At 66.9% G+C, this 23,120-nt stretch carries 24 protein-coding genes and 1 pseudogene; 9 read left to right on the top strand and 16 right to left on the bottom strand.

The window, feature by feature from the left end:
• Positions 1-44: 44 nt before the first annotated feature.
• Positions 45-1,235: a YbfB/YjiJ family MFS transporter gene (locus tag FHR72_RS02690; RefSeq protein WP_183466345.1), complete on the top strand. Its 1,191-nt coding sequence runs from the start codon at positions 45-47 to the stop codon at positions 1,233-1,235.
• Here FHR72_RS02690 and FHR72_RS02685 read toward each other — a convergent pair.
• The gene (locus FHR72_RS02685) at positions 1,177-2,100 is read right to left on the bottom strand and encodes a LysR family transcriptional regulator (protein ID WP_183466344.1); all 924 of its coding nucleotides are present in this window, start codon (positions 2,098-2,100) and stop codon (positions 1,177-1,179) included. The two genes, FHR72_RS02690 and FHR72_RS02685, sit on opposite strands and share 59 nt — an antisense overlap.
• Positions 2,101-2,227: 127 nt before the next feature.
• On the opposite strand from FHR72_RS02685, the gene FHR72_RS02680 reads away from it, so the two are divergent.
• Entirely contained in the window at positions 2,228-2,941 is a 714-nt protein-coding gene (locus FHR72_RS02680; protein ID WP_183466343.1) for an SDR family NAD(P)-dependent oxidoreductase, read from the top strand.
• 1 nt (position 2,942) lies between these two features.
• Positions 2,943-3,308 carry an SgcJ/EcaC family oxidoreductase gene (locus FHR72_RS02675; protein WP_183466342.1) on the top strand — a complete coding sequence of 122 codons (366 nt, stop codon included), beginning with the start codon at positions 2,943-2,945 and terminating at the stop codon, positions 3,306-3,308.
• Positions 3,309-3,326: 18 nt separating this feature from the next.
• On the opposite strand, the gene FHR72_RS02670 is transcribed toward FHR72_RS02675, so the two are convergent.
• The 4 genes from FHR72_RS02670 to FHR72_RS02655 all read right to left on the bottom strand — a co-directional run bounded on the left by FHR72_RS02670 (position 3,327) and on the right by FHR72_RS02655 (position 6,798).
• Positions 3,327-3,836, bottom strand: coding sequence for a cupin domain-containing protein (locus FHR72_RS02670; RefSeq protein WP_183466341.1), 510 nt, complete (start codon positions 3,834-3,836; stop codon positions 3,327-3,329).
• Between the two features lie 120 nt (positions 3,837-3,956).
• A complete protein-coding gene (locus tag FHR72_RS02665) occupies positions 3,957-4,694 on the bottom strand; it encodes an SDR family oxidoreductase (protein WP_183466340.1) in 738 nt (245 codons plus the stop codon).
• 196 nt (positions 4,695-4,890) lie between these two features.
• Positions 4,891-6,240, bottom strand: a complete 1,350-nt coding sequence (locus FHR72_RS02660; RefSeq protein WP_183466339.1) for an AraC family transcriptional regulator — start codon at positions 6,238-6,240, stop codon at positions 4,891-4,893.
• A 117-nt stretch (positions 6,241-6,357) separates the two neighbouring features.
• Positions 6,358-6,798 (bottom strand): pyridoxamine 5'-phosphate oxidase family protein, encoded by a 441-nt coding sequence (locus tag FHR72_RS02655; protein ID WP_183466338.1) that lies wholly within the window; start codon positions 6,796-6,798, stop codon positions 6,358-6,360.
• 140 nt (positions 6,799-6,938) lie between these two features.
• Between FHR72_RS02655 and FHR72_RS02650 the strand changes: the two genes are divergently transcribed.
• Entirely contained in the window at positions 6,939-7,307 is a 369-nt protein-coding gene (locus tag FHR72_RS02650; RefSeq protein WP_183466337.1) for a hypothetical protein, read from the top strand.
• Positions 7,308-7,473: 166 nt separating this feature from the next.
• Positions 7,474-7,649: pseudogene (locus FHR72_RS26810) on the top strand (IS110 family transposase); the annotation flags it as partial.
• A gap of 140 nt (positions 7,650-7,789) precedes the next feature.
• Here FHR72_RS26810 and FHR72_RS02645 read toward each other — a convergent pair.
• From FHR72_RS02645 to rpsF, 6 genes are all read right to left on the bottom strand, one after another.
• On the bottom strand, positions 7,790-8,053 hold the full coding sequence (locus tag FHR72_RS02645) for an amidase family protein (RefSeq protein WP_260155779.1): 264 nt from the start codon (positions 8,051-8,053) through the stop codon (positions 7,790-7,792).
• Between the two features lie 571 nt (positions 8,054-8,624).
• On the bottom strand, positions 8,625-10,979 hold the full coding sequence (dnaB, locus tag FHR72_RS02640; RefSeq protein ID WP_183466335.1) for a replicative DNA helicase: 2,355 nt from the start codon (positions 10,977-10,979) through the stop codon (positions 8,625-8,627).
• 508 nt (positions 10,980-11,487) lie between these two features.
• Positions 11,488-11,943, bottom strand: coding sequence for a 50S ribosomal protein L9 (rplI, locus tag FHR72_RS02635; RefSeq protein ID WP_183466334.1), 456 nt, complete (start codon positions 11,941-11,943; stop codon positions 11,488-11,490).
• A gap of 10 nt (positions 11,944-11,953) precedes the next feature.
• Positions 11,954-12,211, bottom strand: coding sequence for a 30S ribosomal protein S18 (gene rpsR / locus FHR72_RS02630; RefSeq protein WP_183466333.1), 258 nt, complete (start codon positions 12,209-12,211; stop codon positions 11,954-11,956).
• A 42-nt stretch (positions 12,212-12,253) separates the two neighbouring features.
• Positions 12,254-12,766 (bottom strand): single-stranded DNA-binding protein, encoded by a 513-nt coding sequence (locus tag FHR72_RS02625; RefSeq protein WP_183466332.1) that lies wholly within the window; start codon positions 12,764-12,766, stop codon positions 12,254-12,256.
• A gap of 98 nt (positions 12,767-12,864) precedes the next feature.
• Positions 12,865-13,155 (bottom strand): 30S ribosomal protein S6, encoded by a 291-nt coding sequence (rpsF, locus tag FHR72_RS02620; protein WP_024444222.1) that lies wholly within the window; start codon positions 13,153-13,155, stop codon positions 12,865-12,867.
• A 175-nt stretch (positions 13,156-13,330) separates the two neighbouring features.
• Here rpsF and FHR72_RS26340 point away from each other — a divergent pair, with 175 nt between their 5' ends.
• Entirely contained in the window at positions 13,331-14,008 is a 678-nt protein-coding gene (locus FHR72_RS26340) for a hypothetical protein (protein WP_221193048.1), read from the top strand.
• Here the strand turns inward: FHR72_RS26340 and FHR72_RS02610 are convergent.
• The 3 genes from FHR72_RS02610 to FHR72_RS02600 form a co-directional block, all read right to left on the bottom strand.
• Positions 13,995-15,623, bottom strand: a complete 1,629-nt coding sequence (locus FHR72_RS02610) for a glycosyltransferase family 87 protein (protein ID WP_311736045.1) — start codon at positions 15,621-15,623, stop codon at positions 13,995-13,997. The two genes, FHR72_RS26340 and FHR72_RS02610, sit on opposite strands and share 14 nt — an antisense overlap.
• Positions 15,624-15,670: 47 nt before the next feature.
• The gene (locus FHR72_RS02605; protein ID WP_183466330.1) at positions 15,671-18,184 is read right to left on the bottom strand and encodes a transglycosylase domain-containing protein; all 2,514 of its coding nucleotides are present in this window, start codon (positions 18,182-18,184) and stop codon (positions 15,671-15,673) included.
• A gap of 61 nt (positions 18,185-18,245) precedes the next feature.
• The gene (locus FHR72_RS02600) at positions 18,246-18,680 is read right to left on the bottom strand and encodes a DUF5318 domain-containing protein (protein WP_183466329.1); all 435 of its coding nucleotides are present in this window, start codon (positions 18,678-18,680) and stop codon (positions 18,246-18,248) included.
• A 145-nt stretch (positions 18,681-18,825) separates the two neighbouring features.
• Between FHR72_RS02600 and FHR72_RS02595 the strand changes: the two genes are divergently transcribed.
• From FHR72_RS02595 to FHR72_RS02585, 3 genes are all read left to right on the top strand, one after another.
• Complete coding sequence (locus FHR72_RS02595) at positions 18,826-19,698, top strand: DUF1707 SHOCT-like domain-containing protein (protein WP_311736025.1); 873 nt, start codon at positions 18,826-18,828, stop codon at positions 19,696-19,698.
• Between the two features lie 117 nt (positions 19,699-19,815).
• On the top strand, positions 19,816-20,361 hold the full coding sequence (locus FHR72_RS02590; protein ID WP_183466328.1) for a PadR family transcriptional regulator: 546 nt from the start codon (positions 19,816-19,818) through the stop codon (positions 20,359-20,361).
• Between the two features lie 70 nt (positions 20,362-20,431).
• The gene (locus FHR72_RS02585) at positions 20,432-21,520 is read left to right on the top strand and encodes an inositol-3-phosphate synthase (protein WP_183466327.1); all 1,089 of its coding nucleotides are present in this window, start codon (positions 20,432-20,434) and stop codon (positions 21,518-21,520) included.
• 100 nt (positions 21,521-21,620) lie between these two features.
• Here FHR72_RS02585 and FHR72_RS02580 read toward each other — a convergent pair whose 3' ends face one another.
• Both FHR72_RS02580 and FHR72_RS02575 read right to left on the bottom strand, forming a co-directional pair.
• Complete coding sequence (locus FHR72_RS02580; RefSeq protein WP_221192894.1) at positions 21,621-22,325, bottom strand: GOLPH3/VPS74 family protein; 705 nt, start codon at positions 22,323-22,325, stop codon at positions 21,621-21,623.
• A gap of 44 nt (positions 22,326-22,369) precedes the next feature.
• Positions 22,370-23,113, bottom strand: a complete 744-nt coding sequence (locus tag FHR72_RS02575; RefSeq protein WP_183466326.1) for an SDR family NAD(P)-dependent oxidoreductase — start codon at positions 23,111-23,113, stop codon at positions 22,370-22,372.
• Positions 23,114-23,120: the final 7 nt, after the last annotated feature.

Genomic DNA, 23,120 nt, shown 5'->3' with positions numbered 1-23,120 from the left:
ACCTGTCCTGGCGCCCATGGATCGTCGGTGTCCACCATGGCGGGATGACCTGGCATCGATCCCACCTCCACATCGCCCGCGGGGCAGCGGCATTGGCCGCGACCGTGGGCGTCGGCCGGTTCGTCTACACACCCATTCTGCCGCTCATGACGTCCCAGGCCGGTCTGAGCCCGGCCGGCGCCGGCGCTCTCGCGACCGCCAACTATGTCGGCTATCTCGCTGGGGCGCTTGCAGGGGTGGCGTCACCCCGGCTGATCCGGTCGACCACCACGTGGCGGTGGGGCCTCGTCGCCGTCGTCGCGAGTCTGGCGTTGATGCCGATGACGCATCACGTGACCGTCTGGCTGGCGATACGCGCGGTCGCCGGGTTCGCGAGCGCCGTGCTGTTCGTGATGGCTGTGGATTGGATGATGGACCACGCCCGGGGTCGTTCGGTGCAGCTGCCGGGGTGGGGATTCGGCGGCGTGGGCCTGGGAATCGCACTGTCCGGCGTCCTGGTGTTGGTCCTGCCCGCCGCAGGGTGGCGGGCCACCTGGTGGGCTGCGGCGGCACTCGCCACCGCGGTCGGCGCCATCGCATGGCGCATGCGGGGCGCGGGCGAGACACCCACGGAGAAGGCCGCTTCGGCGGCCGCACCTGCAGGTTCGCGGCGTTGGTTCCTGGTTCTGCTGGCCTGCTACACCCTCGAAGGGGTCGGGTACATCATCGCCGGAACGTTCCTCGTCGCAGCCATCAGCCAGACGTCACCAGGCACGCTCGGTAACGGTGCCTGGTTGGTGGTCGGGCTGGCCGCAGCACCGTCCGCGGCGCTGTGGGCGATGGCCAGCGCGCGGTGGTCGCGTCCGACGCTGCTGGTGGTGGCACTGTTCGCGCAGACGGTGGGAATAGCGCTGCCCGCTCTCGTCAGCGGCGCGACACCCGCGCTGATCGGTGCCGTGGCATTCGGCGGCACATTCATCGGGGTGAGCACCCTGGCGTTGGCGGCAGGCCGGGACTTGGCCTTTCCCGGGGCCGTCGCCGTGCTCACGGCGGGGTACTCAGCCGGTCAGATCGTCGGCCCGCTCGTGGTGACTCCCCTACTGCACCACGGTTTTCGCGCTGCGCTCCTGACGTCGGCACTGATCGTGGCAGCGGCGGCGATGACCGCTGCGTGGCTACGTGTCGGCTGCCGGGAACTCAGCCCGCCTGTGCGCGGTGCGGATCGTCTGCCGGCAGCCACACGCCCGGTTCGGTGAGGCCTGACCGGTCGACGCCGGCGGTGAAGGCGTCGACGACCGCGTGTATCAACGGGTTCGGCTCCTCGCGCCGCCACACCAGCGACCACGTCCACATCGGGCTCGGGCGCTGCACCGGCCGCCGTGTCATGTCCGGCGGGGTGACGTCGTTCTGGCCCTTGGGGTTGTTCAACACCGGACGCCGGAGTCGCCGAATGTGGTCGAAGAAGGTCGAGCCCGTCACTCCCCCGTCCTCGACGCGAAGGGTCTGCGCCCCCGACTCGGCGGCGAACTGCGCGGCGAACCGGTTCCACGAGGACCAGCTCGCCTCGTCCGAATCCAGCAGCACCGTCAGGTCGCGCGCATCGACGGGTGACGGGTCCTGTCCGACACTCAACGCGTACAGCCGGTCGGCCCCGACCAGTCGGGCCTGGAGTGACATCGCCTCGAGGTCGGCCTGCTCGACCCAGCAGATCGCGAGGTCCAGGCTGCCGTCCGCGACGCGGGCCGCCTGCGTGTGCGAGGGCATGACCCAGGTGTCCACCCGCAGCTGCGCGACGCCGGCCGCCCGCTCCGCCCAGTCCGTCGGACACCACTGCACGTACCCGATCCGAACCGGCTCCGACGAGGACAAACCGAGGGCCTGGCGACGTAGCTCGACGGCCTGATCGATGAGGGCCCGTACCCGCGGAAGCAGTGCCGAGCCGGCGGCGGTCAAGGCCACCGATCGCCGGTCGCGGTCGAACAGCTGCACCTTCAGGTCCCGCTCGAGTGCCTTGATCTGTTGTGAGAGCGAAGGTCCCGCGATACGCAGCCGCTCGGCGGCCCGCCCGAAGTTCAGCTCCTCGGCCACCGTGACGAAGTAGCGCAGCTGTCTCAGCTCCACAGAGGTCAGCGTAATGCAGTAGGAGTCTGCGCCTACCAGCAGCGAGCGAACAGGTCCCGCCGACCCGGACTGTCCGGCGGCCCCCCACGCGTTCGGTTGAGTATCACCACGAGAAGGGACCACGATCATGACATCCACTCCCCGCGTCGCACTCATCACCGGCGCATCACAAGGAATCGGCGAAGGCCTGGTAGCCGGATACCGAAAGCTCGGCTACGCCGTCGTGGCCAACTCCCGGACGATCGCGCCCAGTGAGGATCCGATGGTGCTGGCGGTCCCGGGCGACATCGCGCAACCCGGCGTCGGCCGACAGATCGTCGACGCCGCGGTCGAACGCTTCGGCCGCATCGACACCGTGGTCAACAACGCAGGGATCTTCATCGCCAAGCCGTTCGTCGACTACACCGACGAGGACTACGACGCGATCACCGGTGTGAACCTCCGGGGATTCTTCGAGGTCTCGCGGGCGGCGGTAGGCCAGATGCTCGAACAAGGCGAGGGAGGCCACCTGGTCACGATCTCCACGACGCTGGTCGAACACGCCAACTCCGACGTGCCGTCGGCACTGGCCTCGCTGACCAAGGGTGGACTCAATGCCGCAACGCGTGAGTTGGCCGTCGAGTACGCCACCCGTGGGATTCGCTCCAACGCAGTCGCTCTCGGCATCATTCGGACCCCGATGCACCAGCCGTCGGACTACGACGCACTGGCGGCACTGCACCCGGTGGGTCGCGTCGGCGATGTGGCCGACGTCGTCAACGCGGTGCTGTACCTGGAGAACGCGCCCTTCGTGACCGGCGAGATCCTGCACGTCGACGGCGGACAGAGCGCAGGTCACTGACATGGATTCCGCACAGATCCTCGCCGACGTCATGGACGAGTGGAAGGCCGGTATCGATGCCGGCGATCCCGGCCGGGCGGCCGCCGCATTCACCGAGGATGCGGTCTTCCGAGGGCTCCGCCCCTACGGCGTGGGCAGGCACGCGGTAGCCGACTACTACCGCTCCCGACCCGCCGGCATGACCGTCACCTACCGCGTCCTCGAAACCCGCCGGCCGACAGACGATGTCGTGCTCGGCTATCTGGAGGCGACATTCCGCTACCTCGACCGCCCCGCCGTGGAGCTGGCCATCGGCGTCGTGCTCACGCGGCGTGGCGGCCGATGGGAGGTGGCGCAGTACCAGGCATCGCCGGTGGTTCAGAGGTAGGAGGCTGACGACCGCTGGTCAGAGGAAGTAGCTGTCGTGGCGGAAGTTCCATTCGCGACGCTCGTCGTCGGTGAGCTTGGAAAGATGCGACAGGCCCTCGAAATAGGACTCGCGCGGTGCGCCGGGAGAGAAGAGGACGAGCACCTGGGCTGGTTCGTCGGCGTCATTGCGAAACCCGTGCACCCCGCCCGGCGGGACGTAGAGGAAGTCGCCGGTCGTCGCCTCGACCCACTTGTCGCCGTCGAACAGCCGCATCGTGCCGTCGAGAACGTAGAAGGCCTCGGAGATCGCGCGGTGATAGTGAGCGGCGGCACCGCCGGCGCGGGGTCCGAGCTCGACGCGGTACAGGCCATAGTCACCGTCGGACTTCGTCTCGGTGACCAGGTAGTCGAACTTCATCGGCCCCACCGAGTAATCCTCGGGCTCGGTGGCGAACCGCAGGGAGGCACTGTGCTCAGGTTCACCGTCGAAGCGGTCGGGCGGGTAGGGCGGGACGTCCATGATGTTGTCCGGGGTCCACAGCGACATGCTTCTCCTTCACAAGTGATTGGGGACAGCCGTGCCCGCCTGACAGGCACACGGTGGTCAGGATCGGCGAGGTTTACGAGCTGACCCGCCGGTCTCCATCGGTACCGTCGGACAGCTTTGTCATCGCTGTGCCAGCCATTCCGAGAGTCGGGTGGCGCCCAGCTCACCGTCGTCACCGGTGACCAGACTGCCGTGCCCCAGGGCAACCCCGAAGTAGGTGGCTTCGGGGTCGACCCTGACAGTCAGATCCTCATCTGCGCAGATGATTTCAGCCATCTCTGCGAACGACATCTTCTCCGGGCCGCCGAAGCTCAGCACGCCGTTGCGTGGCGACCCGGTAGCCGTCCTGGCGACCACAGCGGCCACCTCGGCCGCGGCGACCGGTTGGATCAGCGCATCCGGTGCGCGTACTTCGTGGTCCACGATCAGCGATCTCACAATGCCATCGGCAAACTCATGGAATTGAGTGGCACGCACGATGGTGTAGGGCACCCCGGAGGTCGCTACCAGCTCCTCCTGCAGATGCTTGCCTTGCAGGTAGCCTTCAGCCTCGACCCCACCGACTCCGACGATGGACAACACCACATAGTGGTCCACCTGCGCCTCTCTGGATGCCGCGACCAGGTTGGTCGCCGAGGTCCGGAAGAACTCCACTGCGGCAACGGGTTCCATGGTGGGGGAATTGAGTACGTCGACCACCACGTCGGCACCATCCACCGCGGCGCGCACTCCCTCGCCGCTGACCGCGTCCACCCCTTCCGTCCGCGAAGCAGCGATGACGTCATGACCCGCTGCAGTCAACACGTCGACCACCTGGGCGCCGATCTGACCGGTGGCGCCGAAGACCGTGATCTTCATTTCTTGCCCTTCCGCGACTCGGCGACCTCGCGTTGGTCGAGTTCCGCCTCGACCAGGACGGCACCGGATACGGGCCAATCTAGAAGCTGGGCCCTCCCACGGATATGCCTGCAGCGCTGACATCGTGCGACGATCGCGCTCACTGTGGGTCCCGCTTGTTCAGGTCGGCAATCGCCCCAGCCACGCGCGATTGCTGCTACGTCATGAGGATTGCCTGGACATCGAGACCATGTTGCTGACGAGCACTGTCGATGACCTGGTCGACCGCGGTGCGCACATGAAGGCCCGGGTAGGCCAACCAGATGATCGCGTCCATGGCCACCGCCGCACGCATCGCCTCGGCGAGCGTGTTCACCAATGCCAGAGTTGCCGCCTTACTGGTGAAGTCGAGCACCAGACACGGTGTGGCGGTGATATGGCTCAGGGACATCAGCACCTTTGTCAGGTCGTTGATGTCCCCTTCCGAGGAAACTTTGATCGGCACCAAGTGGCGATTGCGCACCGGCGGCATCTCTGCTGACGGTGTGAGTTCGTGACGGTCGGAGCCGTAGCTTCGTAGCTTCTCGAACAAGTCAAGTTGCGATCCAACGTTCTTCAACAACAACGGTGTCATGGACAACTGCGGTTGCTCGGGGTCGGAGCGGTCGCCGTGACGGTGCTCTGCCACTAGCGCCGCTGCGCATGCCGGTGAGACGTCCCTTATCTCGTTGTCGCGCAGTGTTTCCGGGCGATGCCGGCGTCGAAATTCTGCGGGCGTCTGCTTCAACCAGTCCTGGAAGCAACGGGTGAAGTATTTGACGTGCGAGAAGCCACACGCTGCAGATATCTCCGACGTTGTCGCGTCGGTGGTGAGCAACAGCTTCTCCGCTGGCGCCATGCGCAGACCATTCACCAGATCGCCGAAGGCCACGCCGGCCAAGTCCTTCACGACATGGGATACATACGATTTGGAGTAATGGTGCTCCTGCGCGACCGCGGCGAGGACATCGCGCCGGAACAGGTGGGCACGCACCAAACTGACGATGCCGAGCAGGCGGTCTCGCTGAACGCTCGACAACACGGTGTCACGGTTGTAGTAATTCTCCAGAGAGTAGCCATGACAGAGCAGTCGAACGAATTCGGCTGCACGCGAATCGAGTCGGACCGCATTCTTCTCGAGCGTCCCTGACTCGATGATGTCGAGTAGCAGTTCTCGCAACAGCGATTCTTGCCGGCGGTAGCGGGCGAGGCCAAAGGATTCACAGCAGAACACGACGGCTTCGCAGAAGGCATCGACATCGGCGAACGCGCTGAGGTCCATCGAGATGATGGCCGTGACGTTGTCCTCCGACCCGACCAGGAAGTGCGGGTCATCGCGATTGATCACGACATAGTCGCCGCTGCCGAGGTCGAAGCTGTCGATGCTCACCCGTACGTGCAACGTCCCCCGCAGCACATACACGATCTCCAGCGCGTTGCCATGCGTGTGCAGATTGGTCCGCGACACCGCGACGGCAACCACCGACACCCGGGAGTCCTGGCCGAAGTCCGCGGGCACGTCAAACACCTCATAAAGGTAGGGCCTCCAGCCGTGACCACGCAGCGCATCATCGGCAGACGCATGCAGTTCGCCGCGGTGGATGGTGCGGGAAGCCCCGTGCGGCGGACGTGACGTCCGCCGCGGCTATTCGTCGTTCGCCGCCGAGTCGCCGTAGTCCCAGGACCGGGTCCGCACGGGGGTCACGTAGATGTAGGTGACACCCGGTCTCGGCGCGGTGGGCCACTCGGACTCCGGCACGCCGCGCGACCGGGCACCGTGCCGTGCGAGCTCCAGCGTTTCGGCGGCGTCCCGAACGATGCGTGCGTGACCTTGGAACATCACCCCGCGGATATCCGCCATGGTGGAGCCGTCTTCGAGCATTACGCTCACGGCCGGGTTGCGCTCGATGTTGGCCACTTTGCGCGTGCCATCTCGCACACCCATGACGATGTCGCCGCCCACCCGGAAGTACCCCAGCGGGACGGTGTGCGGGAATCCGTCCTTGTCGATGGTGGTCAGGATTGCCCAGCCCGGTCGGCTGTCGAGCAGCGCCGTGACTTCGTCGTCAGTGAGTTTGCGCGGCATGTGGCGAGGTTACCCGCGAGGCTGCTCACGCCCGCACTGCAGTGAAAGCTCCAAGGCAGACCACTGCTCTTAGTCAGCCCCGGCAGACTGCGCCGCTCACGTGGCGGCTTCGGAGTTCTGCGAGGTCTACCGTTAGCGGAATGGGCCTGTTCAGCCATGAGGAGTTCCGGGGATCCGCCGACCACGCTGCAGGCGGCCCCGGTGGTGGGGCCGTCGAGAGGGCGCGCCGTACCGAGGTGGAGGGAATCGGCGCGGATGATCCCGTGGTGGTGGGTCCGGGGACGGCACCCGAGGATGGTTCGTGCGGTCAGTTCGCCGTGCAGTTTCACGTGTCTACGTCGATGCTGATCGGATTGAAACGTATCGCCGATATGCGTGGGGTGAGCGTGCCGGAGGTGTGCCGCCAGGTGATCGGGGTCTTTGTTGCCCAGCAGGAGGGCGAACTGGGTGCGTTGCTTGCTGCCGAGTCCGAGGTGGCCGACTACCGGCCGAGTTTGGGCCCCTCGTAGTTGAGTCCCGCTACGGTGAGCCGCCCTCGAAGCGGGCATTGGCCACTTCCGAGGACGTCGGCACGGCGGTACAGCGCGCAGAACGACCGAAGCAGCGCGCCGAAGCGCCCTCCTATCGCCCGTTCAATACAAGCCACGCTCGGACGACTCGATCGACGGGTAGCGGCTGGCGGCGCTCTTAGCTTGCGCCGACCGAGGGGCCATACGGCAACGTTATGACCGAAGCGGATCGAGCGATCGGTCCACAGCCAGACCCTGCTGGCCTTGGCGCGCCGTCTCGTCGACGTTCTCTGGGCGCCGCTTCGCGACGGCCGCGAATCACTCACGCGCAGCCAGCTCTGACTGCTGCGGCATGATCACGCCAGTTTCCCGCTCTTCGCGTGGGTGCCGCTACCGGTGAGGCTTTCTGTCGCGAAAGCAGTCAAGATGACGGTGAGTACGGAGATGACAAGTTCACTGAGAGCGACTGCGCCAGCACTGTCTCAGTGAAGTTGGCACCTTCGCAGCTGACGAATGACAACCAAGATTGAGACCGAACAGCTATTCTCCGTCGTTGTCAGAACCTCACGACCCTGCGGTGTGAGACGGCATGGCCGGCGGCCGGAAGCGCCGACCTCTCGTTCCCAGAGTCGGGCCAGTCGCAGCAGTAGTGCGTCGTTGCCACGTGGCGCGATGAGCTGCAGTCCCACGGGTAGGCCTTGTGATGTCACGCCGGCCGGGAACGAGATGGCCGGTGTCCATGCCATCTGGTGCGGGACGTCGCCCAGCTCGTCGCCGCGATGGGGCCAGAGCCCGTCTTCGCTCAACGCGGCGTACAACTCGGCTCCGGTGACTTCGAGCCAGGAGTTGATCGCCATGGAGAACTCGACGTCCTGGTCTCGACCGCCGCTCGCTCATCCGATCCCTGGCCTCCTTCGAACAGATCAAAGCGACGCCCTGCCTTGTGGTGCGGTTCGTCAGCAAGACGTCGACCACCGCTGAACCGACAGATCTGCGAGACCGCCTGACCGAAGCCGACGCCGGTGAGGTCGCGGTGTGGCTGGTGTATGGCGCGCGATGTCCGAGCGACAAGCGGTCGACGAGACGGTTGCCTACGCGCTTGAGCACCTGGGCCTCCACATTCAGCCGATCGCGCAACCGTGATCAAGGAGAACTCGATGGCGACGGTGGCATTCGTGACGCACGAAAGCTACCTCCAGCACCAATCCCGCGTCGACTTCGGACCCGACGTGACGTGGCTGGCTTTCGGGTCATTCGGTGCTCAGTGCCGACGAGATTTGGTCATGAAGTATGAGAAGCCACAAACTCACCCACCGCCTACCGGGCCATGTTCGAGAAGCGCGACAGGTGCAGCTGATGGGCGACAGTGACGGTCCGGGTCGGACCGGCGCGGTGTTTCGCCACGATCAGATCCGCCTCGCCGCCGCGCGGGTCGTCGGTCTCGAACGCATCCGGGCGGTGCAGCAGGATCACCATGTCGGCGTCCTGCTCGATCGATCCTGACTCACGCAGGTCCGAGAGCATCGGCTTCTTGTCGGTCCGCTGCTCCGGGCCGCGGTTCAGCTGGCTCATCGCCACCACGGGCACTTCGAGCTCCTTGGCCAAAAGCTTGATCTGCCTGGAGAACTCGGAGACTTCCTGCTGGCGCGACTCGACCCTCTTGCCCGACGTCATCAGCTGCAGGTAGTCGATCACGATCAGCCGCAGGTCCGCCTTCTGCTTGAGCCGCCGGGCCTTCGCGCGGATCTCCATCATCGTCAGGTTCGGCGAATCGTCGATATAGAGCGGCGCCTCGCTGATCTCGCTCATGCGGCGCGCCAACTTGGTCCAGTCGTCATCGCTCATCCGGCCCGACCGCATGTCGGCGAGCTTGATCTTCGCCTCCGCCGACAGCAGACGCATCACGATCTCGGTCTTGCTCATCTCCAGCGAGAACACGATGCTCGGCAGCTGCTGTTTGATCGAGCACGACCGCATGAAGTCCAGCCCGAGCGTCGAGTTGTGCGTCGGGATCATCGCGCGGCTCGCCAGGTACAGGTGGTCCTCGTTGTCCACTTCGACGCACCGCACCGGGACGCTGTCGACGGGGCGAACGTCGGTGATGAACCGCGAGCTCGACCGCGACGTGTTCGGGCTGCGACGACGTTCCTTGTGCAGCAACACCTTCCGGTGGATCCCGAACACCACGTCGTCGGTGGTGAAGGTGATCATGTATGACGTCGCCTTCTGCGACACCTGGCACCGGTACCCCAGTGACACGATCAGCTCGGCGACGTCGGCCACCAGGCGGGGGCTGGTCTGCGTGTACTGCACCGAACCGGTGTTGTTGACGGTGCCGCCTGCATCGAGCAGCCCCGCCAGCAGCGCGCGACGCTGCTCCTCCGAGGCGCGCAGATAGTCGATCGGGATGTGCCGCTCCTCGACGACCCCGATCGCCTGCAGGTCGCTCTCGCAGGCACGCCCCTCGCCCTCGACGCGCATCACGATGTCCGGGTCCGCGGCCGGCATCCCTGGCGATGACGTCGCATCGCCGAGCCATGCACCGAGGGTGTACGGCGGCACCCGCAGGGCCTTCTCGGATCCCTGGATCGGCGCGGCGTTGACCACCGAGTGGTTGAGGCGCCGGTCGGCCGACGGGCACCGCAGCGTCGCGGCGATCTCCTCGGTGGTCCGGATCGCGGCGAACGTCTTCTGGTTCTTGTACCGGTGGTAGCCCGCGGCGGCGGCCTGCGCCGACTTGCGCGAGGCGCGGGTCTCGGTCAGCCACTGGTGCTCGGCGTCGGCGACAATGACTGTGCCGTCGGAGAATTCGACCTCGTAGCACGGGCGGCCCACCATCACGTCGGTGGCTGCGACCACGCGCGTCGGCGTTCCGTCTGCACCGATCAGCAGGTCCCCGACCGCGACGTCGGCCATCGTGGTCCACCCCGAGGGGGTCGGCAACGCAGTGTCCAGGGCTAGCGCCTTGCCCATACCGGGCCTCGCCGCGACGACGATCATCTGGCCGGGGTGCAGCCCGTTGGTCAGCTCGTCGAGTTCGACGAACCCCGTCGGCACACCCTTGGAGACACCGCCCTCGGAGGCGATGGCGTCGATCTCGTCCATCGTGGGCTGCAGGATCTCCTCGAGAACCACGAAGTCCTCGGCGGCACGGCGCTCGGTGACGTCGTAGATCTCGGCCTGGGCTCGGTCCACGATCTCGTTGACATCGGCGCCCTCGGCGCCGGCGTAGCCGTACTGCACCACTCGCGTGCCTGCCTCGACCAGGCGGCGCAGCAGGGCCTTCTCCGAGACGATCTCGGCGTAGAAGCCGGCGTTGGCCGCTGTCGGCACCGTCGAGATCAGCGTGTGCAGATACGGCGCACCACCGACGCGGCGCAACAGCCCCCGGCGGTCGAGCTCGGCGGCGACCGTCACCGCGTCGGCGGGCTCGCCGCGGCCATAAAGATCGAGAATGGCGTCATAGACGAGTTGGTTGGCCGGCTTGTAGAAGTCACCGGGGCGGAGCTTCTCCAGGACGTCGGCGACCGCGTCCTTGCTCAGCAGCATGCCGCCCAGCACGGCCTGCTCGGCCGCGAGATCCTGCGGGGGTTGGCGACCGAAGTCCTCCCCGGGAGGTGGTTCCAGCTCCGAGGTGTTTCCCGCCCGTCCACGGTCGTCTACAACAGCCACGCAGCTCCAATCCCTCGTCGCTCAACAGTCAGAACATACGTTCGAAGCCTACGGCCGCGATGCTAGTTCTCGCCTCCGACAAACCCCCGCCGGGAAGGGCTTTACAACCCCGCGACGGCTTACGCTAGACGTTGCTGGCTACAGCGCAACCGGGCCCTGTTGATGACGTTGTGGATGGCGTGTGGATAGTGCTGGTGGCCCATGTTGAGGGCCTGGGGAGAACCTGTTAGCAAAAGACGTGACTGCGCTTATCGACCCTGGTCACAGCACGGTAGGACGGTGTATTGGCTGTGGATGGGAAATAGCCCGGCGTGTCGTGTCCGGTTTCCTTCTCGGGCGTGTTGTGTTTCGTGCGAGGGCCGCGCAGGTTAACAGCAGGTGAGGTTCGCTGGAGCTGCTTTGCGACGAAATGTTCGCCACCGGGAAACGGCAACGGCCGGGTGCCGACCCCGTAAGGTCTTCACCCGGCCGTTTCGAGCCGAAGCGGGCGAGCCCGCGGTCGTACAGGTTAGTTCGCGACCACCTGCAGCGAGACGGTGGCGTTCACGTCGGGGTGCAGGCGCACCGCGACGGGATGGGTGCCGGTCGTCTTGATGTGCGCCTTGGGCAGGCTCACGGTGCGCTTGTCGAGGTTCGGTCCGCCGGCCTTCTTGATGGCGGAGACCACGTCGGCTGCGGTCACCGAGCCGAACAGCTTGCCCGAGTCGCCGGCGGCCTTGACGGAAAGCTGGACGGACTCCAGGTTCTCGATGGCGGTCTTGAGCTCGTGAGCGTGCTCGAGGCTCTTGACGCCCTTGAGTTCCTGGGCGCGACGGATGTCCTCGGCCTGACGCTGCGCGCCACGGGTGGCGACGATGGCCAGGCCGCGGGGCAGGAGGTAGTTGCGGCCGTAGCCGTCCTTGACCTCGACCGTGTCACCGGCCACCCCGAGGTGTTCGACCTCTGCGGTAAGAATCAATTTCATCTCTTCGCCCCTATCGCGTCGACGAGCTGAACGGCAGCAGGGCGACCTCACGGGCGTTCTTCACCGCGATCGCGATGTCGCGCTGGTGCTGAACGCAGTTGCCGGTCACCCGGCGGGCACGGATCTTGCCCCGCTCGCTGATGTAGGTGCGCAGCAGCTGGGTGTCCTTGTAATCGATGGTCTGCCCCTTCTTCGAGCAGAACACGCACTTGCGTGTCTTGACCGGCTTCTCCGGAGCCGGACGCCTCTTGGTGGAGGACTTGGCCATGTGTCTATCTCTTTCTGGAAATCACTGAAGATGAGTTGTGTGTCAGAAGGGCGGTTCGTCGTCGGCGCCGCCGAACGAGCCCGACGCGGGCGCACTGCCCCACGGGTCCTCGGCCGGTCCGCTGTTGGATGCGGGACGCGAATTGCCGCCTCCCGAACCCGAACCGAATCCGCCGCCCCCGCCGCCACTGCGGCTTGCCTTGTTGACCTTGGCGGTCGCGTAGCGCAGCGACGGCCCGATCTCGTCGACCTCGACCTCGACCACGGTGCGCTTCTCGCCTTCCCGGGTCTCGAAGGAGCGCTGCTTGAGACGTCCCGTGACGATGACCCGCGAACCGCGGGTCAGGCTCTCGGCGACGTTCTCAGCGGCCTCACGCCAGATGTTGCACCGCAGGAACAGCGCTTCGCCGTCCTTCCACTCGCCGCTCTGGCGGTCGTAGGTGCGCGGGGTGGACGCAACGGTGAAGTTGGCCACCGCGGCCCCGGAAGGGGTGAATCGCAGTTCTGGATCGGCGGTGAGATTTCCGACGACGGTGATGGTGGTGTCACCAGCCACGAGGTGCCTCCTAAGGTCCTGTGAGATCAACGGCGGTGTACGCGAGGACAGTCGCAGGCGAGCCTACGGAAGGTCCCCGACGACCACAGCCATTACGGCTAGTGCTTCTCGGTCCGCATCACCTTGGTCCGCAGCACGGACTCGTTCAGGTTGAGCTGGCGGTCGAGCTCGGACACCGTCGCGGGCTCGGCCTTCACGTCGAGAATCGCGTAAATGCCCTCGGCATGCTTGGCGATCTCGTACGCCAGGCGCCGACGTCCCCAGATGTCGACCTTGTCGACAGAGCCGCCGTCCTTGCGGACGACATTCAGGAACGTCTCGAGGGACGGAGCGACAGTGCGCTCGTCCAGCGTGGGGTCGAGGATGACCATGATTTCGTATGGACGCATAAGGAACCCATCACCTCCTCTGGTCTGGTGCGGCCACGGACTGTCCGTGGCAGGAGGGTCGCCTGCGTCGGCAACCCGCCCAGGTTACAGGGACCCGCCCTGATCTGGGAAATCGCTGCATTCGGTCACCCGTGGGGGCCGTTAGGCTTCAGTGGTCCACAGTCGAGGGGGTTGAGTGAACTATCCGAACGAGCCCTACGGGCAGGGCTTCCCGGGGCAGCAGCCCGGCTATCCCCCACCGCAGCAGGGCTACCCGCCGCAGGGATATCCGCAGCACGGCTATCCGGCCTACCCCCAGCAGACGGGCTACCCCCAGCAGCCCGGCTACCCCCAGCAGCCCGGCTATCCGATGCCGGGCGGGTACCCGCAGCCGACACCCCCGGCGTCGCCGAGCGGCGTCACCGGGATCATCGCAGCGGTGATGGCCGGTCTCGGCGCGCTCGCCAATCTCGCCGGGGGCTTCCTCGGCCTGTTCGGTCTGCTCGGGCTCAGCACCCTGGACAGCAGCTCGTCGCTGTCGTCCTCCGGATTCGGCGGGCTGTTCGCGATCCTGGGCTTCGTCATCCTGCTGAACATCCTGGGCGGGGTCCTGCTCGCGGCCGGGACGGTGACGCTGGTGCAGCGCAAGATGATCGGCCGCTGGCTGGTCATCGCGGGCTGCGCGGTGTCGATCGTGCTGAGCCTGCTGAGCTTCGCGTTCGCGGCGTCGGCCGAGATCCCCTACGGGGCGTACGACGGCAACGGCTTCACGGTCCTGAACATGCTCTTCCCGGTCGCGACGATCGTCCTGGTCATGCTGCCGTCGACGACCGAGTGGATCAACGCCAAGCAGAACCGGGTCAGGACGTACTGACGCGCGACGCGACCGGCTCGGCGTCCGACCCCGACGCACCGGTCATCGCGGGTGTCGGCCGCAGCCAGTCGGGCAGCCAGCGCGGTGGGGCATCCCTGGCCCCGTCGAAGACACCGCCGGCGGGGTCGTCGACCCCGCCCTGCCGGACCAGGTCCACGTTCGGCCGGTAGATCTGGTGAATCACCAACGCGCACAACAGGATCACGGCGATGTCGCGCAGCAGCACGGTCGCGGTGAACCACTGCTCGGGTAGGCCCATCTTCTGTTCACCGAACAGGTACAGCATGCGCGGCACCCACACCAGCATGTCGATGGTCATCCACGCGAGCAGGATTCGCCGGTGCGGGAGGGCCAGCACCGCCAGCGGCACCAGCCACAGCGAGAACTGCGGGCTCCACACCTTGTTCGTCAGCAGGAACGCCGCCACCACCAGGAACGCCAGCTGAGCGACCCGCGGGCGGCGCTTCGCGGTCAACGCGATGTAGCCGATGCCGATACAGCACGCCACGAACAACGACGCGGTGATCGCGTTGAGCACCACCGGCGGCTCCCAGAAGCCGAGATCGCGATCGAATCCGCCCCAGCCGGTGAACGACTTGACCACGTTGTAGATCGAGTCCATGTCGTCGCCGCGGCGGGTGTTGAGCCGGAAGAACTCCGACCACCCCCGCGGGAACAGCAGCATGATTGGCAGGTTCACCACCAGCCACGCGATCACAGCGGCCGCGGCGGTCTTGGCGACCTCCCGCACCCGGCCCGTCCGCACGGCCAGCACCGTCAGCGGGACGAGCAGCAGCAGCGGATACAGCTTGGCCGCGACCCCCAGACCGATCAGCACGCCGGCCAGCACGGGTCTTCGCCGCGCCCAGGCCAGCAGCGCACAGGCCGCGAAAGCTGTTGCCAGGGCATCAAAATTGGTGAAGATCTGAAAGACGACCAGCGGTGACCCGGCCAGCAACGCGGCGTCCCAGATCCGCCGCGGGCCCGCCAGCATCGCCGTCGCCCACAACGTCGTCAGCCACGCCAGCGCCAGCCCGAACGCGGCGATGTTGAAGAACATCACCACCTCGGCGACGATCGGCACCGACCCCAGCTTGGTCAGCGCCGTGTAGGTCTTCGCCACGGTCATCGACAGGTACTGGTAGAGCCCGGTCAGCACCGGATACTCCATGTAGCGCACCGCGGGTTCGCCGTCGTACTGCACCTGCGGCCGGCCCTCGGCGTCGGTCTCCACCCAGCTCGACTTGTACGGGAACTTGCCGAGGTTCAGCAGTTCGGCCGTGTAGAGCGGGACGGTGTCCGAGTAGCACATCGAGTAGTACGCGCGCTGGTTCTCCCAGTTGCCGACGCGCTGGTCCGCGGTGCCCGTCCCGGTGGTCTGCAGGCATGCGGCTTTGGTCGAGTAGCCCAGCGCCAGGAACACCAACGCGATGATCATCATGACCCGTAGCGGGGTCATGAACCTGGTCCGGCCGATCAGCGCGTGACGACCGACCGGGCCACCGATGGTGCCCGACAGCGCCGCACCCAGAGTGTCGGTGCGACTGGGGAAGTCGCGGTCGTCGAGGCTCCGGAGGTCTGCTGCTGTCGGAAACGGCGATCGGACATGCGCCACCGGGGCGGGGGATGTCCGCTGTCCCTCGCCGTCGACGTCAGCCGACGTCACGGAGGCGGAGGAGGACCTGGCGGCAGCGGTGCACCGGGCACCACCGGCGGCCCGGGCGGCACGGGAGCTCCGACGGGGGCCCCGGGTGCCCCGGGCACTGCGGGAGCTCCGACCGGGCCCGGTACGACGCCCGGATCCGGTGCCGGCCCGACGGGCACCGTGGTCGGCGGGCCCCACGGAATCGTGATGCCCGGCGCGATCTCCAGCGTCGGCTGGATCACGGTCTCCGACGGCGGCGGCGGAACGGTCGAACTCGGCCGCGGCGGCGGTGCCTGCGGCACGCCGGCGTATCCGCCGATCTCCTCGGGCTTGGGGAACGATTCGTTGTCGGTGCCGTCGAGGGCGCCGTCCATCGTCGCTTTCCAGATGTCGGACGGCAGGCCGGAGCCGTACACCGGTGAACCCCACTGGTTGACCAGCGGCTTGGTGCCGTCGACCGTGCCGACCCACACCGCCGTCGAGAGCGACGGGGTGACGCCGACCATCCACGCGTCCCGGTTGTCGCCGGTGTCGCCGAGCTGGTTGGTGCCCGTCTTGGCCGCCGACGGCCGGCCGCCCGCGAGCGCATGGCCGTTGGAGTAGCCGGCGATGGGCTGCATCGCCGAGATCGCGTTGTCGGCGACCGCCTTGTCGATGCGCTGCTCGCCGGTGTTGTCCTCCTGCGTGGCGTCGAAGAGCACCTGGCCCTCGGAGTTCACGACCTTCTGCACGAAGTGCGGCTTGTGGTAGGTGCCCGAAGCGGCGAGCGTCGCATATGCCGAAGCCATGTCGATGACGCGCGACTGGTACTGGCCCAGCACGATGCCGTTGTTCGGCGGCCCGCCCTGACCGTCCTCGGAGAGCGTGTGCTCGACGCCGGGGAAACTCTCGGCGATGCCGGCCTTGTGGGCGGCGTCGGCGACGTCCTGCGGGCCGTTCTTCAGCTGCAGCATCAACCGGTAGTAGCTGGTGTTCAACGACCGCTTCAGCGCCTCGGCGATGTTGCAGGTGCCGCAGCTGCTGCCCTCGACATTCGAGATCTTGATGCCGTTGACCTCGACGGGTGAGCTGTCGACCTGATAGCCCAGGCCCATGCCCTGCTGCAGCGCGGCCACGAGCGCGAACACCTTGAACGACGAGCCGGTGGGCAGCCCCGCCTGGGCGAAGTCGAAGCCGTTGGCGTCCGAGCCGCCGTAGTAGGCCTTCACCGCGCCGGTCTTCGGGTCGATGGAGACCACCGCCGTGCGCATGTCCGGGTCCTGGCCCTCCATGTACTCGGCGACCGCGTCCTGCGCGGCGGACTGCATCTTCGGGTCGATCGTCGTGGTGATCTGCAGGCCTTCGGTGTTGAGCGCCTGCTCGTTGATGTCGAAGATCTCCATCAACTCATTGGTCACCTGACGCTCGATCAGGCCGTTCGGGCCTGTCGTCTGGTTCTGCGTCACCGCCTGATCCGGCGGGATCGTCGGCGGAAAGATTTGAGCGGCCCGGTCCTGTTCCGACAGCGCACCGATCTCCACCATGCCGTCGAGCACCCAGCTCCACCGCACAGCAGACGCATCGGGGTCCACCGCGGGGTCGAGAACCGACGGGCGCTGGATCAGCGCGGCCAGCAGCGCGCCCTCGGACACGTTGAGCTGCTCGACGGGCTTGCCGAAGTATGCCTGCGACGCGGCGGCCACGCCGTAGGCGCCGCGGCCGAAGTAGATGATGTTCAGATACGACTGCAGCACCTGGTCTTTGGACCACTCGCTGGACATCTTCGTGGAGATCACCAGCTCTTTGGCCTTGCGGATGATACCGCCGACCCCGGAGCGGGCATCGCCGACCAACGCGTTCTTGACGTACTGCTGCGTGATCGTCGACCCGCCCTGCAGATCCCCGCCGAAGATGTTGTTCTTGGCCGCGCGCAGGAAGCCGGTGAAGGAGAAGCCGGGGTTGGAATAGAAGTCCCGGTCTTCAGCGGCCATCACCGCGTCGCGCACGTGCACCGGGATCTGGTCGATGTTGACGTCCACCCGGTTGCCCTCCGGCGGGACGATCTTGGCGATCTCGCTGCCGTCGCTGGCCAGGATCGTCGAGACCTGCGCGGTGCGGATGTCCCCGGGCTTGGGGACGTCGACGATCATGTACGCCATCCCGAAGGTCAGCAGCGGCAGCAGGATGAAGACGACGGCCGCGATGACCGATCCGCGCCGGACCCACTTCCAGTTGATCTGCTCGCGCAGGCTGCGCTTCGGACCCGTCGGGCCCTCACCGGACGGTCCGCCGCCACCGGGCGGACGCCCCGGCGGCGGGGGCGGCGGCTGCTTGGGCGGACGCCGGTCCAGCGCGCGCTTGACCGCGTCGATCGGGTCGCGGGTGGGAGGCGGACCGCCGTCGCGCACGGGCGGGATGATCGCGGTGCGCCGGTCGTCCGCGGGCACCGGACGGGGCGGGCGCTGAGCACCGAGGGGCGGCGGCCGGTGCCGTCCGGGCACGGGCGGGCGGCCCGGTGGTTCGGGTCGGTTGACGGGGTTTCGTGCGCCCACGCTCTCAGCTGCTCTCTGCCCGTCGCGGGCGTTCCTGGCCGAGGGGTCGTGGCGCCCTTCGCTATTCACTGGCCGTGCGCGCTGTACCGCGCGCGGTCTCGGTGCGGCGCGGTTTGCCCGACCCCTTGGGGGGCGGGATCGCGCCGAGCACGTAGGACTTGACCAGATGATTCCAGCTGCACGTGCGGCATACCTCCACCACGTGTACGGAGAACTCGTCGTAACGGGTGGCCAGCAGGACCAGCTCCTCGGCGGTGCGGGCGGACCCGGACACCGCACCGAGGTGGTCGCCGAACACCCACGAGACCAATGTCAGTTGTTCCTTGCGGCAGATGGGGCACATCACCGTGCTGGGCTTGCCGTGGAACTTCGCGGCCCGGAGCAGATACGGATTCGCGTCGCAGACCTCGGTGACCCCGGTGCGTCCCGAGTAGACCTCGGCCAGCAGGGATCGCCGCCGCAGGGCGTAATCCACCACCTGTCTCTGCAACCGCACGAGGACCAGAGTACGTCGGCCCCTCGGGCGCCGAAGCTCGACGTGCATCCCGGGATCGCATCAAAGCGGCATCATCGCCACCCGGAAAGCATCCGGATCGGATCTGGCCTGCGATATCAGCAGACGACCTCTTACCATCTTCGTCGTGGCTTCGGGCAGCTCAGGACGTCGCGCATCGTGGATGCGGGCAAAGGACAGCGATCGCAACGAGACGTGTCAGATTCTCGACACCGCGCTCGCCGAGGGTCAGCTGTCGATGGCCGAGCACGGGGAGCGGGTGAAGGCCGCCACCACGGCGTCTACGCTGAGCCAGTTGCAGGACCTCGTGGCCGACATCCAGACCGGCAAGACGCTGGACGTCCCGATGGTCACCAAGGTGATCAACCGCCGGCCGGCGGGGCCCGGCTGGGGCATCAAGGCCGCGATCGCCACCGTCCTGGTTCTGCTGGGCGTGGCCATCGGCTGGGGTCTGTACGGCAACACCACCTCGCCGTTGAGCTTCGAGTCCGACCCCGGCGCGAAGTTCGACGGCATCCCTGCGCAGGTGCTCACCCCGCCACGGCAGCTGCAATCGCTCGGCGGGTTCACCGGGCTGTTCGAGCAGATGCGCAAGAAGTTCGGCAGCACGATGGGCTACGAACTCGACATCCACAGCGACATGGCCTACCTGGAGCGGCCCGACCCCCAGGACAACCGACGGACCATGGACTACCAGTACCGCGGCGGCTGGGGCGACCCGTCGGGTTCGCCGTCGGCCCTCGACGCATCGGACCGCCTGGTCGATCTGTCGAAGTTCGACTACGAGAAGGTGCTGGCCATCGTGCGCGGCGCACCGGACACCGTCGGGGTCGCCCGGGCCGACGTCAGCGACACCTGGCTGCGCGTCAGCCCGTCGGAGGACCCCAGCACGCCCGAGGCCGTAGAGATCGAGATCCACGTCAGCAGCGACTTCGGCGGAGGCCACATCGAGCTCTACCCGGACGGCTCCACCAAAGCCATCTGGCCCGCCAACCGCTGACCTGCGCGAACACCGGCACGGGGACACACTTGTCGCATTCAATATATCGGCGCGATACACTTGCCCGAGGTGTTGAACCGTCGTAGCGGCGGATGCGTTCTCGAAGGAGGTGGCCGGATGCTCGAACTCGCCATCCTGGGCCTGCTCCAAGAGGCGCCCATGCACGGCTACGAGCTGCGCAAGCGGCTCACGGGTCTGCTGGGCGCGTTCCGCGCGTTCTCCTACGGCTCGCTGTACCCGGCCCTGCGCCGGATGCAGACCGACGGTCTGATCGTCGAGGACGCCGCGCCCGAAGGAACGGTGAAGGTGCGCCGTGCCCGCCGGGTGTATCAGCTGACCGACGCCGGTAAGCAACGCTTCACCGAACTCGTCGCCGACACCGGTCCACAGAACTACTCCGACGACGGGTTCGGAGTGCACCTTGCATTCTTCAACCGCACCCCGGCCGAGGCCCGGATGCGGATCCTGGAGGGCCGTCGCCGCCAGGTGGAGGAACGTCGCGAAGGCCTGCGTGAAGCAATCGCGCGGGCGAGCAACTCATTCGACCGGTACACCCGGCAGCTCCATCAGCTGGGGCTGGAGTCCAGTGAGCGGGAAGTCAACTGGCTCAACGAGTTGATCGCGGCGGAGAAATCGGCACAGGGACGCGCCGAACAGACCTGAGCCCACGCTCATCGCAACAGCCAGCAGTACCGAAACCACGCAGTGAAGTTAGGACAGAGGAGAAGCCGTCATGACCGCAAGCAATGACGTCCGGGTCGCGATCGTCGGCGTGGGCAACTGCGCGTCCTCGCTCGTACAGGGCGTTCAATACTACAAGGACGCCGACGAGAACGCCAGTGTTCCCGGCCTGATGCACGTCAAGCTCGGCGCATACCACGTGCGCGACGTCAAGTTCGTCGCCGCGTTCGACGTGGACGCCAAGAAGGTCGGCTTCGACCTCTCCGAGGCCATCTTCGCCTCCGAGAACAACACCATCAAGATCGCCGACGTGCCGCCGACCGACGTCGTCGTGCAGCGCGGTCCGACGCTCGACGGCATCGGCAAGTACTACGCCGACACCATCGAGATCTCCGACGCCGAGGCCGTCGACGTGGTCAAGGTCCTCAAGGACGCCGAGGTCGACGTCCTCGTCTCGTACCTGCCCGTGGGGTCCGAAGAGGCCGACAAGTTCTACGCCCAGTGCGCCATCGACGCCGGCGTGGCGTTCGTCAACGCGCTTCCGGTGTTCATCGCCTCGGATCCGGTGTGGGCCAAGAAGTTCGAGGACGCCGGTGTCCCGATCGTCGGGGACGACATCAAGAGCCAGATCGGCGCCACCATCACCCACCGCGTGATGGCCAAGCTGTTCGAGGATCGCGGCGTGACGCTCGACCGCACCTACCAGCTCAACGTCGGCGGCAACATGGACTTCCTCAACATGCTGGAGCGCACGCGCCTCGAGTCGAAGAAGGTCTCCAAGACCCAGGCCGTCACCTCCAACCTGTCCGGCTCGCTGGCCGGCAAGATCGAGGACAAGAACGTCCACATCGGCCCGTCGGACCACGTCGCCTGGCTCGACGACCGCAAGTGGGCCTATGTGCGCCTGGAAGGCCGCGCCTTCGGCGATGTGCCGCTGAACCTGGAGTACAAGCTCGAGGTGTGGGACTCCCCCAACTCGGCCGGTGTGATCATCGACGCCGTGCGCGCCGCGAAGATCGCCAAGGACCGCGGCATTGGCGGCCCGATCGAGGCCGCGTCCGCGTACCTGATGAAGAGCCCGCCCAAGCAGCTCGCCGACGACCTCGCCCGCGTGCAGCTGGAGAAGTTCATCGAGGGCTGATAAACAGCCGTACCCGCCGAGAGTGCGGGGAGATCGCGTTTCCTCGTGAAACGGCGATCTCCCCGCACTCTCGCGTTGAAAGGCTTATTGCTGACAGGCATCAGCCGGGTGGCCGGACGGCGGTCGCCACGATGACGCTGTTGATTACGATCGCGTTCATCGTGCGCGTCACCGCCTCGCCGGCGGCCGAGGCGCCCACATTGCCCCGGGCGATCTCACCCGCACGGGTGATCACGGGTGTGGTCCACGGGATGACGGGGTGGAATTGGGGCAGCGAGCCACTCGCCCAGAGCAGAGCGGTGAGCGCCGCGGTCCGTGGAGTCGGTTCAGCCGGGTCGACCAGCACGGCGCGGATGTCATCGAGCAGATCGGCCCGCCGCCCCGTCCCACCCTCGACCAGGGCGGTGGTCGTGAACAGGCGCAATACCTTTCGGCGTTCCTTCCTGATGTCGCCCCGCGCGATCAAGCGATTCAGAACGGGTGCGCGGAGTTGCGGCCCGATTGCGGCGAGCACAGCCTGCACGCCTCGCGGACGTGGCGACAAATACTCCCAAGCCGGATGAAACAGCTCGTCGGACGGTCGTTGTCCGTCGACGGCGGCGACGGTCACCGAGCCGCTGCGCGAGGACGTGGCGGTGACCCTGCCGGCCAGCGCGAGGTCGGCGAGCACGGCGGCCCCGAGCACGTAGTGCAGCGTCGTCTCCCCCGCGATGGTTCCGTGCCGGGGCTGAAAGAGCAGCAGCAAGAGATCCTCGGCCAGGGTGGGCGTCGCCTCGGTAGCGCTCGCATCATGCTCGTCTGTCACGGCAGTGTTTCTCCTCGCGTTTCTTGTGGGGTATCTCCTCGTGGTCAGAACTGACTGGCGCCGCCGTCGACGTACACCTCGGACCCCGTCATGAACGAGCTGGCATCGGAGGCCAGAAAGGCGACCACACCACCGATCTCGGCGGGGTCGGCGCTGCGCTTCATCGGCACGGTGGCGGTGAGGTCGGTGAGCGCGTCGTCTGCTCCCGAGAACAGATCGGCCAAGCCCGGGGTCTGCGTGAGGCCTGGAGCGATGGCATTCACCCGGATGCGGCGATCGACGAGTTCGGCAGCCCAGCTCCGCGCCAGGGAACGGATAGCGGCCTTGGACGCGGCGTAGAGGCTGGCACCCGGGAATGCTTTGACATCGCCATTGGAGCCGCACAGGATGATCGAGGCGCCCTCGTTCAGCAGCGGCAGGACGGCCTGGACCGCGAAGGCCACGCCACCGACATTGGTGTCGAAGAGTCTGCGATGGTGTTCCCAGGTGAGATCGCCGAGTGAGGCGAATTCGTTGATGCCGGCGTTGGCGAACACGATGTCGAGTCGTCGCTCGGTGGCGCCGACGGCGGCCGCCACCCGGTCGAGATCGCCCTGCTGCGTGACGTCGGCTCTGACGGCAGTGGCGTTCTCGGCGCCGATCACGGCGGCCGCCTGTTCCAGAGCGTCAGCGCGGCGCCCCACCAGGAAGACGTGGGCGCCCCCCGCGGCGAGCGCCTGCGCGGCGGCCAGGCCGATTCCCGACGTGGCTCCGGTGACGAGTGCTGTCTTCCCCTCCAGCGTGAGCATGAAGTCC

The organism is Mycolicibacterium iranicum (assembly GCF_014190915.1).
Taxonomy (GTDB): domain Bacteria; phylum Actinomycetota; class Actinomycetes; order Mycobacteriales; family Mycobacteriaceae; genus Mycobacterium; species Mycobacterium iranicum_B.
This window is presented reverse-complemented; position numbering and strand designations above follow the sequence as displayed.

What these genes read in the sequence shown, in the direction of transcription:
- FHR72_RS02680 (WP_183466343.1), top strand. Translation starts at nt 2,228, where the DNA reads ATGACATCCACTCCCCGCGTCGCACTCATCACCGGCGCATCACAAGGA.
- FHR72_RS02655 (WP_183466338.1), bottom strand. Translation starts at nt 6,798, where the DNA reads ATGCCGCGCAAACTCACTGACGACGAAGTCACGGCGCTGCTCGACAGC.
- rpsR (WP_183466333.1), bottom strand. Translation starts at nt 12,211, where the DNA reads ATGGCCAAGTCCTCCACCAAGAGGCGTCCGGCTCCGGAGAAGCCGGTC.
- FHR72_RS02650 (WP_183466337.1), top strand. Translation starts at nt 6,939, where the DNA reads ATGGGCCTGTTCAGCCATGAGGAGTTCCGGGGATCCGCCGACCACGCT.
- FHR72_RS02665 (WP_183466340.1), bottom strand. Translation starts at nt 4,694, where the DNA reads ATGAAGATCACGGTCTTCGGCGCCACCGGTCAGATCGGCGCCCAGGTG.
- FHR72_RS02675 (WP_183466342.1), top strand. Translation starts at nt 2,943, where the DNA reads ATGGATTCCGCACAGATCCTCGCCGACGTCATGGACGAGTGGAAGGCC.
- FHR72_RS02585 (WP_183466327.1), top strand. Translation starts at nt 20,432, where the DNA reads ATGACCGCAAGCAATGACGTCCGGGTCGCGATCGTCGGCGTGGGCAAC.
- FHR72_RS02590 (WP_183466328.1), top strand. Translation starts at nt 19,816, where the DNA reads ATGCTCGAACTCGCCATCCTGGGCCTGCTCCAAGAGGCGCCCATGCAC.
- FHR72_RS02670 (WP_183466341.1), bottom strand. Translation starts at nt 3,836, where the DNA reads ATGTCGCTGTGGACCCCGGACAACATCATGGACGTCCCGCCCTACCCG.
- rpsF (WP_024444222.1), bottom strand. Translation starts at nt 13,155, where the DNA reads ATGCGTCCATACGAAATCATGGTCATCCTCGACCCCACGCTGGACGAG.
- FHR72_RS02690 (WP_183466345.1), top strand. Translation starts at nt 45, where the DNA reads ATGACCTGGCATCGATCCCACCTCCACATCGCCCGCGGGGCAGCGGCA.
- FHR72_RS02645 (WP_260155779.1), bottom strand. Translation starts at nt 8,053, where the DNA reads ATGGCATGGACACCGGCCATCTCGTTCCCGGCCGGCGTGACATCACAA.
- rplI (WP_183466334.1), bottom strand. Translation starts at nt 11,943, where the DNA reads ATGAAATTGATTCTTACCGCAGAGGTCGAACACCTCGGGGTGGCCGGT.
- FHR72_RS02575 (WP_183466326.1), bottom strand. Translation starts at nt 23,113, where the DNA reads ATGCTCACGCTGGAGGGGAAGACAGCACTCGTCACCGGAGCCACGTCG.